This is a genomic window from Nocardioides sp. Z43_10, assembly GCF_059766615.1.
Window position 1 is genome coordinate 374,193 of sequence record NZ_JCBAJY010000003.1, and the last position, 14,348, is coordinate 388,540.

At 72.5% G+C, this 14,348-nt stretch carries 15 protein-coding genes; 5 read left to right on the forward strand and 10 right to left on the reverse strand.

Annotated features, from left to right (window positions below):
• Positions 1 to 28 precede the first annotated feature (28 nt).
• Positions 29 to 2,311, reverse strand: a complete 2,283-nt coding sequence (gene secD / locus AC6EI4_RS07995; protein WP_498451131.1) for a protein translocase subunit SecD — start codon at positions 2,309 to 2,311, stop codon at positions 29 to 31.
• A 78-nt stretch (positions 2,312 to 2,389) separates the two neighbouring features.
• Positions 2,390 to 3,937, reverse strand: a complete 1,548-nt coding sequence (hflX, locus tag AC6EI4_RS08000; protein ID WP_498451132.1) for a GTPase HflX — start codon at positions 3,935 to 3,937, stop codon at positions 2,390 to 2,392.
• A 123-nt stretch (positions 3,938 to 4,060) separates the two neighbouring features.
• Here hflX and AC6EI4_RS08005 point away from each other — a divergent pair, with 123 nt between their 5' ends.
• Complete coding sequence (locus AC6EI4_RS08005) at positions 4,061 to 4,693, forward strand: methyltransferase domain-containing protein (RefSeq protein ID WP_498451133.1); 633 nt, start codon at positions 4,061 to 4,063, stop codon at positions 4,691 to 4,693.
• 4 nt (positions 4,694 to 4,697) lie between these two features.
• Here the strand turns inward: AC6EI4_RS08005 and AC6EI4_RS08010 are convergent, their stop codons facing one another.
• The 7 genes from AC6EI4_RS08010 to miaA form a co-directional block, all read right to left on the reverse strand.
• A complete protein-coding gene (locus tag AC6EI4_RS08010) occupies positions 4,698 to 5,474 on the reverse strand; it encodes an SDR family NAD(P)-dependent oxidoreductase (protein WP_498421684.1) in 777 nt (258 codons plus the stop codon).
• Positions 5,475 to 5,557: 83 nt separating this feature from the next.
• Positions 5,558 to 6,799 carry a hypothetical protein gene (locus AC6EI4_RS08015; protein WP_498421006.1) on the reverse strand — a complete coding sequence of 414 codons (1,242 nt, stop codon included), beginning with the start codon at positions 6,797 to 6,799 and terminating at the stop codon, positions 5,558 to 5,560.
• A gap of 80 nt (positions 6,800 to 6,879) precedes the next feature.
• Entirely contained in the window at positions 6,880 to 7,722 is an 843-nt protein-coding gene (gene dapF / locus AC6EI4_RS08020; protein WP_498451134.1) for a diaminopimelate epimerase, read from the reverse strand.
• Positions 7,722 to 8,348, reverse strand: a complete 627-nt coding sequence (locus tag AC6EI4_RS08025) for an MSMEG_1061 family FMN-dependent PPOX-type flavoprotein (protein WP_498421004.1) — start codon at positions 8,346 to 8,348, stop codon at positions 7,722 to 7,724. The genes dapF and AC6EI4_RS08025 overlap by 1 nt, the downstream gene beginning before the upstream one ends.
• A 38-nt stretch (positions 8,349 to 8,386) precedes the next feature.
• Complete coding sequence (gene ggt / locus AC6EI4_RS08030) at positions 8,387 to 10,294, reverse strand: gamma-glutamyltransferase (protein WP_498451135.1); 1,908 nt, start codon at positions 10,292 to 10,294, stop codon at positions 8,387 to 8,389.
• A gap of 90 nt (positions 10,295 to 10,384) precedes the next feature.
• A complete protein-coding gene (locus tag AC6EI4_RS08035) occupies positions 10,385 to 10,930 on the reverse strand; it encodes a dihydrofolate reductase family protein (RefSeq protein ID WP_498451136.1) in 546 nt (181 codons plus the stop codon).
• A complete protein-coding gene (gene miaA / locus AC6EI4_RS08040) occupies positions 10,927 to 11,868 on the reverse strand; it encodes a tRNA (adenosine(37)-N6)-dimethylallyltransferase MiaA (RefSeq protein WP_498451137.1) in 942 nt (313 codons plus the stop codon). Before miaA ends, AC6EI4_RS08035 begins: the two co-directional genes overlap by 4 nt.
• Before the next feature lie 19 nt (positions 11,869 to 11,887).
• Between miaA and AC6EI4_RS08045 the strand changes: the two genes are divergently transcribed.
• From AC6EI4_RS08045 to AC6EI4_RS08060, 4 genes are all read left to right on the forward strand, one after another.
• Positions 11,888 to 12,361 (forward strand): NUDIX domain-containing protein, encoded by a 474-nt coding sequence (locus AC6EI4_RS08045; RefSeq protein ID WP_498420999.1) that lies wholly within the window; start codon positions 11,888 to 11,890, stop codon positions 12,359 to 12,361.
• A gap of 76 nt (positions 12,362 to 12,437) precedes the next feature.
• Complete coding sequence (locus AC6EI4_RS08050) at positions 12,438 to 12,761, forward strand: hypothetical protein (RefSeq protein ID WP_498420997.1); 324 nt, start codon at positions 12,438 to 12,440, stop codon at positions 12,759 to 12,761.
• 38 nt (positions 12,762 to 12,799) lie between these two features.
• The gene (locus AC6EI4_RS08055) at positions 12,800 to 13,081 is read left to right on the forward strand and encodes a hypothetical protein (RefSeq protein WP_498420995.1); all 282 of its coding nucleotides are present in this window, start codon (positions 12,800 to 12,802) and stop codon (positions 13,079 to 13,081) included.
• Positions 13,078 to 13,266, forward strand: coding sequence for a hypothetical protein (locus tag AC6EI4_RS08060; RefSeq protein WP_498451138.1), 189 nt, complete (start codon positions 13,078 to 13,080; stop codon positions 13,264 to 13,266). The genes AC6EI4_RS08055 and AC6EI4_RS08060 overlap by 4 nt, the downstream gene beginning before the upstream one ends.
• Before the next feature lie 92 nt (positions 13,267 to 13,358).
• Here AC6EI4_RS08060 and AC6EI4_RS08065 read toward each other — a convergent pair whose 3' ends face one another.
• Entirely contained in the window at positions 13,359 to 14,315 is a 957-nt protein-coding gene (locus AC6EI4_RS08065; protein WP_498451139.1) for a hypothetical protein, read from the reverse strand.
• Between the last annotated feature and the right edge of the window lie 33 nt (positions 14,316 to 14,348).

Consider the following 14,348-nt stretch of genomic DNA (forward strand, 5'->3'; position numbering starts at 1 on the left):
GGCCGTCGGCGGGCTGGGGACGGACGGCTCAGACGACCGCTCCGGAGTCCTCGGGGGCGCGCACGACCTTGACCTTCGCGGCCCGCGACATCGGCCACTTGCGCTGCAGCATGATCGACAGCGGCGTCGCGGTGAACACCGACGAGTAGGTGCCGATGATCAGACCCAGCAGCAGCGCGATGGAGAAGTCGCGCAGCGAGTCGCCGCCGAGCACGGCCAGGGCGGCGAGGATGAACATCGTGCCGAGGCCGGTGTTGATCGTGCGCGGCATGGTCTCCAGGCAGGCGGTGTTGGCGACGGTCTCGTACTTCTCGTCGCGCGAGGCGTACCAGCGCTCGCGGATGCGGTCGAAGACCACCACGGTGTCGTTGACCGAGAGGCCGATGATCGTCATCGCGGCGGCCAGGAAGACCCCGTCGATGGGCTTGCCGAGCCAGGCGAAGACGCCGACCACGATCAGCACGTCGTGGGCCATCGCGGCCACCGCGGAGAGACCGATCGTCCACTTGAACCGGATCGCCAGGTAGAGCATCTGGGCCAGCAGGGCGATGCCGAAGGCGATCAGCGCCTTGTCGCGCAGCTCGTTGCCGAGGCTGGCCCCGATCTCCTGGCTGTCCTCGACGGTGACCTCGCCGCCGATCTCGGCGAGGGCCGCCTGGATCGAGTCGGCCTCGGCGTCGGTGATCTTGCCGGTGCGCACGGTGATGTCGCCGGTGTCGGCGCCCTGGACGACCGCCTCGGGGAAGCCCGCGTCGGCGACGGCGCTGCGGGCCTCGTCGACCGAGACCTCCTGGCTCAGCGAGTAGTCGATGGTGCGCCCGCCGGTGAACTCCACGCCGAGGTTCAGCCCCTGGGTGACGATGCCGGCGAGGGCGAACACCAGCGCCGCGCCGGAGATGCCCAGCCACAGCTTGCTGCGCGACATCAGGTCGGGGTTCTTGCGCTCGAGCCACTTGCGGGCGCGACCGGTGTCGGCGAGCCCGGTGATCGCCGGGCGCTTGCGGACGAAGGGGACGCTCACGCCGACCTCGGTAAGCACCCGGGCGATGATCAGCGCGGAGACCATCGAGGCCACGACGCCGATGGACAGCGTCACCCCGAAGCCCCTGACCGGGCCCGAGGCCAGGAAGAACAGCAGCCCGGCGGCGAGCAGCGTGGTGACGTTGGAGTCGATGATCGCGCTCCACGCCTTGTCGAAGCCGACCTTGAGCGCCTTGCGCATCCCGGCGGCCCGGTTGGCGGCGTACTCCTCGCGGGCGCGCTCGAAGACGAGCACGTTGGCGTCGATCGCCATGCCGATGGCCAGCACGAAGCCGGCCAGGCCGGGCAGGGTGAGCGTGGCGCCGAAGGCGAGCAGGAGCGCGAAGGAGAGCAGCGCGTAGGTGGTCAGCGCGAGCGTGGCCAGGAAGCCGACGAGGCGGTAGACGATGATGATGAAGAGCCCGGTCAGGATCAGGCCGATGATGCCCGCCTCGATGGAGGCGTCGATGGCGGCGTCACCCAGGGTGGGGCCGACCTGGCGCTCGGAGATGAACTCGACCGGCAGCGGCAGCGAGCCGCCCTCGATCAGGATCGCGAGCTCCTTGGCGCTCTCGGCGTCGAAGTTGCCGCTGATCTCGGTGCTGCCGGTGATCCGGCTGCCGCAGTTCACGTTGACCGTCGGGGAGGAGATGACCTGACCGTCCAGGACGATCGCGATCCGGTTCGGGTCGCCGGTGGCGCAGGCGGCCGCGGCGCTGAGCTCGCCGAAGGCCTTGGAGCCCTGGCTGGTGAAGTCGATGTTCACCACCCACTGGATCTCGCGCATCGCCGCCTCGGCGTTCTTGATCTCGTCGCCCTGCAGCGCGGCCGGACCGACCTCGAGCAGCGAGGCGCCCTCGGTGTCGGCCTCGGGGTAGATGAAGTTGCCCTTCTTGGGCTTGGGCGCGGGCTGGCCCTCCGCCGCCGGGGCCACCGTGGCGATCACCGGGTTGATGGTCAGCTGGGCGGTCTGGCCGAGCACCTCCTCGGCCGAGGTGGCGTCCTCCTTGGAGATGCCGGGCATCTCCACCAGGATCCGGTCCTCGCCCTGACGGACCAGGGTCGGCTCGGCGACACCGAGCGCGTCGACGCGCCCGCGCAGCACCTCGATGACCTTGTCGACGTTCTCCTCGTTGGCCTCGGCCTTGTCGGAGTCCTCCACCTGGAGGATGTACTGCGCACCGCCACGCAGGTCGAGGCCCAGACGGGGCTCGACCTTGATGGCGATGGCCGCACAGCCGGCCAACAGGCCGAGGACAAGCAGCAGACGTACGACAACACCACGTGACATGTGCGCCATCTTCCCTGACGTGCCCTGAGTCACCGAATCCGGGTCCGACACGCCGGGGCGCCTGACCCCGGCCGGAGGCTAGAGCGCGTAAGCCGCCAGCTCACCGGCCAGATCCTCGTGGGCGCGCCCGGTGACCCGGGTGCCGTCGGCGGTGTGCTCCAGGGAGCCGATCTCACCCTGCTGGTGGATCCGGTTCACCAGGTCGCCGCGCTCGTAGGGCAGCAGCACGGAGAACTCCACCTCGGGTCGGGGAAGCTCGGACTCGATCACCGCGAGCGCCTCGGCGATGCCCTCGCCGGTGCGGGCGCTGACCACGACCGAGTGCGGCTCACGCTGACGCAGGCGCGCGATGACCATCGGGTCGGCGGCGTCGGCCTTGTTGACCACGATCAGCTCGGGCACCTTGTCGGCGCCGATCTCGGCCAGCACCTCGCGCACCGCAGCGATCTGGCCCTCCGGGTCGGGGTGCGAGCCGTCGACGACGTGGAGCACGAGGTCGGACTGGGCGACCTCCTCCAGCGTCGAGCGGAACGCCTCCACGAGCTGGTGGGGCAGGTGGCGCACGAAGCCGACGGTGTCGGACATCGTGTAGATGCGCCCGTCCGAGGTCGTCGTACGACGGGTGGTGGGGTCGAGGGTGGCGAACAGCGAGTCCTCGACCAGCACGCCCGCGTCGGTGAGCCGGTTGAGCAGGCTCGACTTGCCGGCGTTGGTGTAGCCCGCGATGGCGACGCTGGGGACCGAGTGGCGCACCCGCTCGGCGCGCTTGGTGTCGCGGGTGCCCTTCATGTCGCGCAGGTCGCGGCGCAGCTTGGCGATCTTGGTGTTGATCCGACGCCGGTCGGTCTCGATCTTGGTCTCACCGGGGCCACGGCCACCGATGCCCTCGCCGCCGGCGGCGCGGCCGCCGGCCTGGCGCGAGAGGTTGCCACCCCAGCCGCGCAGCCGCTGCTTCATGTACTGCAGCTGGGCGAGCTCGACCTGTGCCTGGCCCTCGCGCGACTTCGCGTGCTGGGCGAAGATGTCGAGGATCAGCGCGGTCCGGTCGACGCACTTGACCTTGAGCTTGTCCTCGAGGTTCCTCAGCTGGCTGGGCGCCAGGTCGCCGTCGAGGATGACGGTGTCGGCGCCGTTGGCCTGCACGATCTCGCGCAGTCCGTCGACCTTGCCGCGGCCGATGTAGGTGGCCGGGTCGGGGCGCTGACGGCGCTGATAGATCGCGTCGAGGACCTCCGAGCCGGCGGTCTCGGCGAGCAGCGCGAGCTCGGCCATCGAGTTCTCGGCGTCCTCGACGCTGCCGTCGGTCCACACGCCGACCAGCACCACGCGCTCCAGGCGCAGCTGGCGGTACTCGACCTCGCTGATGTCCTCCAGCTCGGTGCGCAGCGTGGCCACCCGGCGCAGGGCGTGGCGCTCGGCCAGCTCCTGGGCGCCGAGGGTGAGCTCCTCGGGGTCGGGGCCGTCGAGGGAGACACGGTCCTCGTCGGTGTTCTCGTCGGTCTCGTCCGGGTCGGCGTACCCGGACTCGAAGTCGTCGGGGCCAGTGTCGTCGTCGTGGTCCTCGCGCTCCCACGCTTGGGTGGCGGCGAGCTCGGCGTCAAGGTTGAAGTCGTGTGCGTTAGTCATACGCTCACCAGGGTAGATCGGCGCGCGCCGGAAAGCGACGCGGTTTCGCCGAGGGCAGACACGGGGACAGTCACCGGGGTCCGGTACCCGACGTACCGGACGCCATTCCAGCTAGGAGCGTCGATGCAGCAGAGCACCCGTCCGGACACCCGCGAGCTCGAGTTCGGTGGGCTGCGGATCCGGTGGGACCAGCGGATCCTCGAGCCGAGGCCCTGGACCCTGGCCCAGCCGCAGTGGCTCGCCGAGCTGTCCGCGAGCGCCCCGGCCGGCCCGGCGCTGGAGATCTGCAGCGGCGCCGGGCACATGGGGCTGGCGCTGGCCAGGCTGACGGGCCGCGATCTCGTCCAGGTCGACGTGGACCCGGTGGCCTGCGCCTTCGCCCGCGAGAACGCCGCGGACGCCGGCATCGCCGTCGACCTGCGCTGCGCGCCGATGCAGGAGGCGCTCGCCCCCGAGGAGAGGTTCGCGCTGATCCTGGCCGACCCGCCGTGGGTACGACGCGCGGAGGTCACCGACTTCCCCGGGGACCCGGTGCTCGCGATCGACGGCGGCGACCTCGGCCTCGACCTCGCCCGCTCCTGTCTGGCTGTCGCCGACACCCACCTGGCCCCCGGCGGGCACGCCGTGCTCCAGCTCGGCAGCTCGGCCCAGATGGACGAGCTCTGGGCCGAGCTCGCCCCCCGGCTGCCCCACCTGGAGCTCGCCGAGGTGCGCACCTTCGAGCGGGGGGCGCTGGCTCACCTGCGGGGGCTGTGACGCCTCACTTCGGAGGCATCCGGATCCCGCCGTCCACGCGGACGGTCTCGCCGTTCATGTAGGTGTTGAGCAGGCACTCCACGACCATGCTGGCCAGCTCGTCGGCGTCACCGAGCCGCTTGGGGAACAGCACGCTCTCCCCCAGCTTGGCCTTGAACGCCTCGGAGTCGGGTCCCTCGCCGTAGATGGGGGTGTCGATCAGGCCCGGCGCCACGGTGTTGAGGCGGATCCCGGCCGCGGCCAGGTCGCGGGCGACGGGCAGGGTCATCCCGACGACGCCGCCCTTGGAGGCGGAGTACGCGGCCTGCCCGATCTGGCCGTCGAAGGCCGCGACGCTGGCGAGGTTGACGATGGCGCCGCGCTCACCGGTGGCGGTCGGCTCGTTGCGGCCCATCGCGGTGGCGGCCAGCCGCACGCAGTCGAAGGTGCCGATCAGGTTGATCGCGATGACCTTGCTGAACGCCGCGAGGTCGTGAGCGGAGGAGAACTGGCCGTCGCGGCCGATGGTGCGCTGGGCCCAGCCGATCCCGGCCGAGTTGACCACCGCGCGCAGCGGGCCGAGCTCGACGGCCTTCTCCACCGCGGCCTGGATCTGGGCGGTGTCGGTGACGTCGACCTTGGCGAACTCGCCCCCGATCTCGGCGGCGAGTGCCTCGCCCTTGTCGGCCTGCAGGTCGGCGACGACGACCTTGGCTCCCCGGGCGGCGAGCTGACGGGCGGCGGCTGCGCCGATCCCCGAGGCTCCGCCGGTGACGATTGCGCTGGCTCCTGTGATGTCCATCATGGGCCGAAGCATAGGGGCTGGGTGCCGATGGTCTAGTGCCACCTGCACCCAGCCCCGATGGCTGTGCGTGCGCCGCTGGGTCAGGAACCCGCTTCGACGAACTCGTCGACCAGTGCCTCGATCTCGCCGTCGTCAGGCAGCGCGATCTCGGTCTTGGTGTCCGAGGCGACGTAGCTGGGGCAGTTGCCGGCCGTCGCGGTGACCACCCCGCCGTCGTGGATCTGCTCGGCGGTCTTGGCCTCCACGAACACCAGCTGGAACTTCGCCGACTGGTAGTCGTAGGTGAACTTCTCGCCCTCGTAGTCCTCGGCCGTGCACTGCTTGATCGTCTCCTGGGTGCCCTCGATGACCTTCATGCACCCGATGACGCTCAGTTCCTTGAACTTGTCGTACTCGGGCGCCCAGTCGTTGCGGTAGTTGGAGTTGGCTCCGGTGGCGCGCCAGTAGTCGGCCGTCTCGTTGTACTGGAAGACCCACACCTTCGGGCTGGCGGCGTCGTAGGCGGCCGCGTTGTTCATCGCGTCGCCGTTGCACACCTCGGGGACCTCGTAGCTCTCCTCGGCGGTGAACTTGTCGCCGTTCGGCGTCACCGTGAACGCCGGCTCGCCGTCGGTGCCCTCCGCGCCGGCACCCTCGCCCTCGCCCTCGGCGTCCTCAGAGGCGTCCTCGCTCGGCTCGTCGGCCGAGGCGTCCTCGCTGGGGTCGGCCTTCTCGCTGGTGTCGCCGCCCTTGGCCTTGGTGTCCTTGTCGTCGCCGCTCATCGCGACGGCGAGCGCCGTGCCGCCCACCCCGAGCAGGACCACGAGCACCGCGACCGCGACGTAGAGGACGGTCCGGTTCTTCTTGGGGCCGCCACCGCCGGGTCCGCCGCCGTACCCGCCGGGGCCCGACGGGGCACCGGGGTAGCCGCCGCCGTATCCGGGCTGGCCGTACGGCGGCTGCCCCTGCTGGCCGTAGGGCTGCTGGGGGTAGCCGGGCTGACCGGGCTGGCCCGGCTGGCCCGGCTGGCCGTACGGCGGCTGGGCGCCGTAGGGCGCCTGCTGGCCGTAGGCGGGGGGCTGCTGCTGGCCGTACGGCGCCTGCGGCTGGTCGTAGGAGGGCTGGCCGTAGGCGGGCTTGCCGAAGGACGGCTGTGCCGGCTGCCCGGGGATCCCGGGGATCCCGGGGATCCCGGGGTCGGCGGCGCCGGGGTTGCCGGGCGCGCCTCCCATCCCGGGACGTCGCGTCGGTGCCTCGTCTGCGGAGGGGATCCAGGGCGGGGGCGCCTGGGGGCTCGGGTTCTCGCCCAGGTTGTCGTCCCCACGGGACTGGTCGTCGGACATGCTGCTCCTTGCTCAGGTGGTTGCGGGGGCCTTCTGCTCTGTGCGGGCCAGTTCCAAACCTGCGGACTGGACCAGCGGACTCACAGCACGCTGGTGCCTCGGGCCACGATCACGGCGGGACCGGTGAGCAGCACCCGGTCCGTCGAGGTCCAGGTCACTGCGAGCTCGCCGCCGGGCACGTCGACGCGGTAGCGGGTGTCGTGACGCGGCGGCTCCTGCGCGCCGTCGGCCAGGGCCGCGGCGACCATCACCGCGCAGGCTCCGGTCCCACACGAGCGGGTCTCCCCCGAGCCGCGCTCGTGGACCCGCATCGCGACGTGGCGCTCACCGCGGCGGACCACGAACTCGACGTTGACCCCGCGCGGGTACACGCTCGCGTCGTAGACGGGCTCGTCGAGCAGTCGGCCGGCGTCGGCGAGGTCGTCGACGAAGGCGACCGCGTGCGGGTTGCCCATGTCGACGTTGCGGGCGGCCCAGGAGCGCTCCCCCACGGCCACCTTCGACTCCCCCAGCACCCGCGGCGTGCCCATGTCGACGGTGAGCAGGCCCGACGCGTCGACCGAGAGCCCCTTGATCCCGTCCCGGGTCGCGATCGCGAACGGGGCGCGTGCGTCGACGAGCCCCTCGTCGATCAGGTGCCGGGCGAGCACGCGCACGCCGTTGCCGCACATCTCCGAGAGCGAGCCGTCGGAGTTGCGGTAGTCCATGAACCACTCGGCCTCGTCGGCGCGCTCGCGGTACGGCGCGGGCATCGCGGCGGTGCGGATCACCCGGATCACGCCGTCCGCGCCGAGGCCGGCGCGCCGGTCGCACAGGGCGACCACCCGCTCGGCGGGCAGGTCGCCGTGCACGGTGCCGTCGTGGTCCGGGAGCAGCACGAAGTCGTTCTCGGTGCCGTGGCCCTTGAGGAAGGGGTAGCTCATCAGCCGTAGATCCCTTCGGCGTAGGCGGGACCGTAGTAGGCCTCGAGCTCCTCGATGCTCCGGTCGGGCACGTCGAGGCGGTGCGCGAGGACGGCGCGGGGCGGCACGGAGCCGTTCGGGTCCCAGGTCTCAGGGTCCCACAGCTGCGCACGCAGGAACGCCTTGGCGCAGTGGTGGTACACCTCGTCGATGTCGACGACCACGGCCAGCACCGGGCGGTGCCCGCGCACGACCATCTCGTCGAAGAACGGCGCGTCGGTCACCAGCCGGGCCCGGCCGTTGATCCTCAGCGTGTCGCCGCGGCCGGGGATGACGAAGAGCAGGCCGACGTGGGGGTTCTCGAGGATGTTGCGGTAGCCGTCGGCACGCCGGTTGCCGGGGCGCTCGGCGAGCGCGATCGTGCGGTCGTCGATGACATGGACCAGGCCACCGGCCGGGTCCCCCTTGGGCGAGGCGTCGCACGTGCCGTCCGACGACGAGGTCGCCAGCACGCAGAGCGGCGAGGCCGCGAGCCAGTCCCGGTCGAGGTCCACCAGCGCCCCACGCACCTTGTCGCGCACCCGCGGGAGGGGCTCCCCGAGCAGCGCGACGAGGTCGTCGACGGAGGTCAGGACGGTCTCGCTCATGCGCGGAGATTACTCCGTCCCGACCCCCGTCGCGTCCGTCACCTGCCCCGCGTGCCCTGGGGCCGCACCACCATCGCGGCCCCGCCGCCGCGCCGGGTGGGCTCGGCCACCGCCGTCATCAGCCTGCGCGGGCCGAAGGAGATCCCGGTCGCCGCGCCGATCTGCGCCTGGCTGGTGAACGCGTCGCCGGCCGGAGTGAGGACGTGGCCGTAGGCCTCGAGCAGGTCGCCGTAGGCCTCGATGAACTCCGGCTCCGCGGTCACCGCCGCGGTGTTGCGCTGCGAGGCGCGCGGCGCCGCGAGCGCCGCGGGCAGCCCCATCCGGCGGTCGAGGTGGTTGACCAGGATCTGCAGGACGGTGGTGATGATCGTGGAGCCGCCGGGTGAGCCGAGCGCGACGTACGGCTTGCCGTTGCGCAGCACGATCGTCGGCGACATCGACGAGCGGGGGCGCTTGCCGGGCTGGATCCGGTTGGGGTCCGCCGGGTCGTAGACGGTGGAGAAGTCGGTCAGCTCGTTGTTGAGCAGGAACCCGCGCCCGGGGACCACGATCCCCGAGCCGCCGGTCTGCTCGATGGTGAGCGTGTAGGCCACCACGTTGCCCCAGCGGTCGGCCACGGTCAGGTGGGTGGTGGAGACGTTCTCGGTGTCCTCGGCCCGCTGCCCGGCGGTCGGCCCGGCCGCGCACTTCCCGTCGTAGGAGGTGATGTCGCCGGCGGCGGTGGGCTTGGTCATCGCCGTGTCCGGGTCGATCAGGCAGGCGCGCTCGGCTCCCCAGCGGTCGCTGAGCAGGTCACCGACCGGCACGTCGACGAACCGGGGGTCGCCCAGGTGGGCGGCGCGGTCGGCGAAGGCCAGCGCACTGGCCTCGAGGTAGCGGTGCAGCAGGTCCGGCAGCTCGGTGCTGCGCGGCGCCGGCACGGCCGCCTCGAGGATGTTCAGCGCCTCGCCGACGGTCGTCCCGCCGGAGGAGGAGGGCGCCATCCCGTACACGTCGTAGCCGCGGTAGCGCATCTTGGTCGGCGCCTGGTCGCGGACCTGGAAGCGCGCCAGGTCGCGCCGGGTCATCGACCCCGGGGGCACCGGGAGCGTGGTGCCCTTCGTCTTCGGGGGCTTTCGCACGGTGCGGACGATGTCGCCGGCGAGGTCGCCGCGGTAGAAGGCGCTCACCCCCTTGCGGGCCAGCAGCCGGTAGGTGCGGGCCAGTCCCGGGTTGCGGAACACCGAGCCGACCCGCGGCGCGTCGCCCTTGGGCAGGAACAGCCGCCGGGTGGAGCGGAACGCGGCGAAGCGCTCCTTGTTGTCCAGCGTCTGCTCGCGGAACGTGCCGTCCACGACGAAGCCGTCCTCGGCCAGCCCGATGGCGGGCTCCAGCGCGTCGCGCAGCGGCATGCTCCCCCAGCGCTTCAGCGCCCGCTGCCAGGTGGCGGGGGTGCCGGGCACGCCGACCGCGACGCCGCTGGTGACCAGCTCGGGGGTGAACCGGTAGGGCTCGCCGGTGCTGGGGTCCACGAAGGCGTCGGAGCGGATCCCCGCCGGCGCGGTCTCGCGGCCGTCGATGGTCTGCACCTTGCCGGTCTTGGCGTTGTAGTGGACGAAGTAGCCGCCCCCGCCGATCCCGGCGCTGTAGGGCTCGGTCACGCCCAGGGCGGCGGCCGCGGCCACCGCGGCGTCGGTGGCGTTGCCGCCGCGGCGCAGCACCCGCAACGCGGCCCGGGAGGCCTCGGGGTCGACGGTGCTGACCGCGCCGCCGAAGCCGCGGCGTACGGCGCTGCGCGGGGGCAGCGTCGGCCTGGCCTCCCGGGTGGGCGCCGCGGCGGCGGTGCTCGCGGAGGTGGTGGTGGCCGCGGTGGCTGCGGTGGCCGCGCCGGGGGCCAGCGTCGCGGTCGCCGCGGTGGCCAGCGACGTGCTCAGAACCAGTGCGGCGAGGGGACGAGAAGCGCGCATGTCGATGCTCCCGAGATCAGGCGGAGGGAAAGTGAGGGACAGCCTGCTCTGCCGGGGAGCCCGTTGTCGAGGGGCAGTCCGAGAGGACCCTCAGCCGCCGCTCACCACGTCGTAGCGCGCGCAGGCCAGCTCCCGGTTCCGGCCGACCTCGGCCAGGCTCAGCTCGAGGCGACGCGGCAGCAGCGGCGCGCCCGCGCCGAGGGTGACCGGGGCGTACTGCACCCAGACCTCGTCGAGCAGGCCGGCGTCGGCGAACTGCCCGGCCAGGTCCCCGCCGCCGACCACCCACACGTCGCGGCCCTGCGCGGACGCCACCAGGTCGGGGTGCAGCCGAGCCACCTCACCGTGGGCGAAGCGGGTGTCGCCGTCCCCGAACGGCGCCAGGTCGCGGTGGGTGAGCACCCAGCACGGCACCTCGTAGTCCCAGGTGGTGGTGCCGGCCTCGGCGTGGTGGTCCAGCAGCCACTGGTAGGTCGTGGCGCCCATCACCAGCGCCCCGATCCGGGAGATGAAGTCGGCGTAGCCCATCGGACCGTGCTCGTCGACGTCGCGCGACAGCAGCCACGACAGCGAGTTGTCGGGGTCGGCGATGAAGCCGTCGATCGAGCTGGCCGTGTAGTAGAGGGTGCGGGTCACGTGTGCTCCTTCACTGCTCTCAGAGCAGTCTGCACCCGCTCGGGGTCGTCGAAGCGGACCCAGACGATCCTCGGGTCCTTCTTGAACCAGGAGTCCTGGCGGCGCGCGAAGCGCCGGGTCGCGACCACGGTGCGCTCGCGCGCCTCGTCGAGGCTGATCTCCCCGGCCAGGTGCGCGGCCACCTCGCGGTAGCCGATCGCGCGCCCGGCGGTACGGCCCTCGGCCAGCCCCTCGTCGAGCAGCCGCTCCACCTCCGCCACGAAGCCGGCCTCGAACATCGCCTCGACGCGTCGCTCGATGCGCGCGTCGAGGGTGGGCCGGTCGATCTCCACCCCGATCTGCACGGTGGCCGGGTCGGCGTAGGCGAGCTCGGGCAGCGAGGCGCTGTAGGGCCGCCCGGTGATCGTGACCACCTCCAGGGCGCGGACGATCCGGCGCCCGTTCTCCACCAGGATCCGCTCGGCCGCCTCCGGGTCGGCCTCGCGCAGCCGGTGGTGCATCACGCCGGACCCGTGCTCGGCCAGGTCGGCCTCGAGCGCGCGTCGTACCTCGGGGTCGGTGCCGGGGAACTCGAAGCGGTCCAGGATGGCGCGGGTGTAGAGGGCCGAGCCGCCCACCAGCACCGGCGTGGTGTCGCGCGCGCGCAGCACGCCGATCAGCTCGCGTGCCCACTGCTGGAACTCCGCGACGCTCGCCGGCTCGCGCACCGAGAGCCGGTCGAGCAGGTGGTGGGCGATCCCCCGGCGCTCCTGCGGGGCGAGCTTGGCGGTGCCGACGTCCATCCCGCGGTAGAGCTGCATGGCGTCGGTGTTGACGATCTCGCCGCCCAGCCGCTCGGCGAGGTCGAGGGAGAGCTCGGTCTTGCCGGAGGCGGTCGGCCCGACGATCGCCACGATCGGCACCCGGGTCGTGGGCGGGGCGTCGGGGGTGGGGGGCATGGCCGATAGTGTCCCAAACGTGAACTCCCCCGATCACGGACGCTTCGTCGTCGTGCCCGCGTCCTACGTGTTCCTGCTGCGCGACGGGGTCGCCGGACCCGAGGTGCTGCTGCAGCTGCGGCAGGGCACCGGTTACATGGACGGCCACTGGGCGGCGGCCGCCGCGGGGCACGTCGAGCGCGGCGAGACGGCGTACGACGCGGCGCATCGCGAGGCGCTGGAGGAGCTCGGCGTCACCGACGTGGACCTGCACTTCGAGTTCACCATGCAGCGCACGGCCAGCGGCGAGCCCATCGACGAGCGGGTCGACTTCTTCTTCACCGCCCGCTCCTGGCACGGCGAGCCGCGGATCATCGAGCCGGAGAAGTGCGCCGCCCTGCGCTGGGTGCGCCTGGACGCCCTCGACGCGCTGCCCGAGCCGGTGGTTCCGCACGAGCGCAAGGCGCTGGGCGCGCTCTTCGGCCACGAGCGGTACCTGACGCACGGGTTCTGAGTCGGCCCGGCTGATTGGCCGGCGCCGATGTGGGGAACCGACTCGGCGGCAGAGGAATCCACCCGGAGGGAACGCGATGACCGAGCAGGACACCGACCAGCAGACCAGCACCGACCCGGTGGAGGCCAAGCTGGGCCCGAAGCCGGCCGGCTTCACCGAGGAGCCGGAGCTGTACCCGGGCGGCGCCGACTCGGTGCAGGACCAGGAGAAGTACGGCGTGATCCCCGATGCCCCGGTGATCCCCGACCCGTCGCCGGCGAGCAACCCCGCTCTGGAGGACAAGGCCCCGGCGGGCGTCACCGAGGCCGACGACAAGCAGCAGGAGCCCGACGTCGACTCCGGCACCGAGACCGACGACGACACCGCCGAGGCGCACCAGCCCGACGAGCCGCCGGCCTGACCGGTTTGGCCCGGCGGCGCCGGGGAACCCGGGAGGGCATGAGTGAACCGAAGCCCTTCGAGCCCGACGAGGAAGCACGCGAGTCACTGCCCAACGCCGGAGGCCGCGACGGTCTCGCCGGGGACATGGGGGTGAGCAGCGAGCGCCAGGGCCATGCCGGCCCCGGGCAGCCCGCGCACACCGACGGCACCCGGCCCACGCTGACCCCGGACGACCCCGCTGCCGGCGAGGCGCCGCCCGAGCAGGCGACCGGCGGTCCGGAGTTCAACACGATGCCGGGCACGGGCGAGGACGACAGCGCGGGAGGTGGACGCGAGTGAGCGAGTTCGACGTACAGCCGGGGACCGACGACCCGATCGAGCAGGAGGGCGGCGCCGGCCCCGCCGGTGACTACGAGGCCGACGAGACGACGGTTTCCGACGACACCGGCACCCGCTACGCCCCCGACGGCGAGCCTGAGGCGACGCCCGAGGACGAGGTCGTCTCCGAGGACGACGAGGTCTGAGCCCTCGGCTCAGCAGGCATCAATCGGATTAGTGCGGTCGATCGGAAGCACGTGGTGCTTCGGATCGACCGCACTGTCGTCTCCGGGTGGGCTCAGCCGCAGGCGGGCGCACACCGCCTCGGTGAGCCGCGCCAGCCCCGCTGCTGCAGCAGGTGCGCCACGGCGCGGGCCGTGTGGCAAGGACGGTCGAAGACCTGCCCGTAGGACAGCCGCACGGTGACCCGGCCGTCCAGCGCGGCCACGAGATCGCGCTGGTGGTCGGCGTCTCGCTGATGCACCCCGTCGTGGAAGAGCCGTCCGTCGAGCTCGACGACGACGCCCTGGTGGTACGTCACGTCGCGGTAGACGACGCCGAACGCCGTGACCTCGCGCGACTGTCGCTTCGCCCGCGGCAGGCCGTGCGGGCGCTCCACCCGGGTGAGGTAGCCGTGCTCGAGCACCGAGCTGGTCCCCTGGGCCACGTCGGTGAGAACGGCCTCCAACCAGGCCCGGCGCGGAATCCGCGACCGCCCGGCGAGGCATTCGAGAAGCCGGGGCGCGGTCGTGCGACGCGAGCCGCACGCCCCGGCGAGTACTCCGAGCGCGTCCAGCTCGCCGGGCTCGCCACATGCCACGTCCAGGACCGCATCCTCATAGCGCAGCCGGGGTGGGCCGAGGCTCCACAGCGCCCGCTCAGTCAGCCCGGTGATCCGATGGACGCGGACCCCGGGAGGGGCGACCAGGTGACGCTGACGGTCGACTCCGACGTGGACGATCCGCTCCGGCGATCCGAGACCCCGGGCACCGACGCCGGAGGGTCCCTCGGCGGCTCGCAACGCCGAGGAGTGACACAAGGCCGCGGGCCACGAGAAGAGGACGGCCGCCCATGCGCGCTGCTGCCAGGTCAGCGGACCGGTGTGCTCGACGTACACGCCGGGGTGCACCCGTGCCCACTGCCGGCGTCTGAGCAAGCGATCCACGTCCGCCTGGGTCAGACCGAGCTCTCTCACCTGGCGGCGCGCCACGACTCCGTCCTGGTCCGCCAGCAGGCCGGTCACGGAGTCGGTCATCGGCCGATCCTGGCGGCCACGGCCGACGCGATC

Coding starts and splice junctions, on each gene's coding strand:
- AC6EI4_RS08065 (WP_498451139.1), bottom strand. CDS start 14,315: ATGACCGACTCCGTGACCGGCCTGCTGGCGGACCAGGACGGAGTCGTG.
- miaA (WP_498451137.1), bottom strand. CDS start 11,868: ATGCCCCCCACCCCCGACGCCCCGCCCACGACCCGGGTGCCGATCGTG.
- secD (WP_498451131.1), bottom strand. CDS start 2,311: ATGTCACGTGGTGTTGTCGTACGTCTGCTGCTTGTCCTCGGCCTGTTG.
- dapF (WP_498451134.1), bottom strand. CDS start 7,722: ATGAGCTACCCCTTCCTCAAGGGCCACGGCACCGAGAACGACTTCGTG.
- AC6EI4_RS08015 (WP_498421006.1), bottom strand. CDS start 6,799: ATGTCCGACGACCAGTCCCGTGGGGACGACAACCTGGGCGAGAACCCG.
- AC6EI4_RS08010 (WP_498421684.1), bottom strand. CDS start 5,474: ATGGACATCACAGGAGCCAGCGCAATCGTCACCGGCGGAGCCTCGGGG.
- AC6EI4_RS08055 (WP_498420995.1), top strand. CDS start 12,800: ATGAGTGAACCGAAGCCCTTCGAGCCCGACGAGGAAGCACGCGAGTCA.
- ggt (WP_498451135.1), bottom strand. CDS start 10,294: ATGCGCGCTTCTCGTCCCCTCGCCGCACTGGTTCTGAGCACGTCGCTG.
- AC6EI4_RS08005 (WP_498451133.1), top strand. CDS start 4,061: ATGCAGCAGAGCACCCGTCCGGACACCCGCGAGCTCGAGTTCGGTGGG.
- AC6EI4_RS08025 (WP_498421004.1), bottom strand. CDS start 8,348: ATGAGCGAGACCGTCCTGACCTCCGTCGACGACCTCGTCGCGCTGCTC.
- hflX (WP_498451132.1), bottom strand. CDS start 3,937: ATGACTAACGCACACGACTTCAACCTTGACGCCGAGCTCGCCGCCACC.
- AC6EI4_RS08050 (WP_498420997.1), top strand. CDS start 12,438: ATGACCGAGCAGGACACCGACCAGCAGACCAGCACCGACCCGGTGGAG.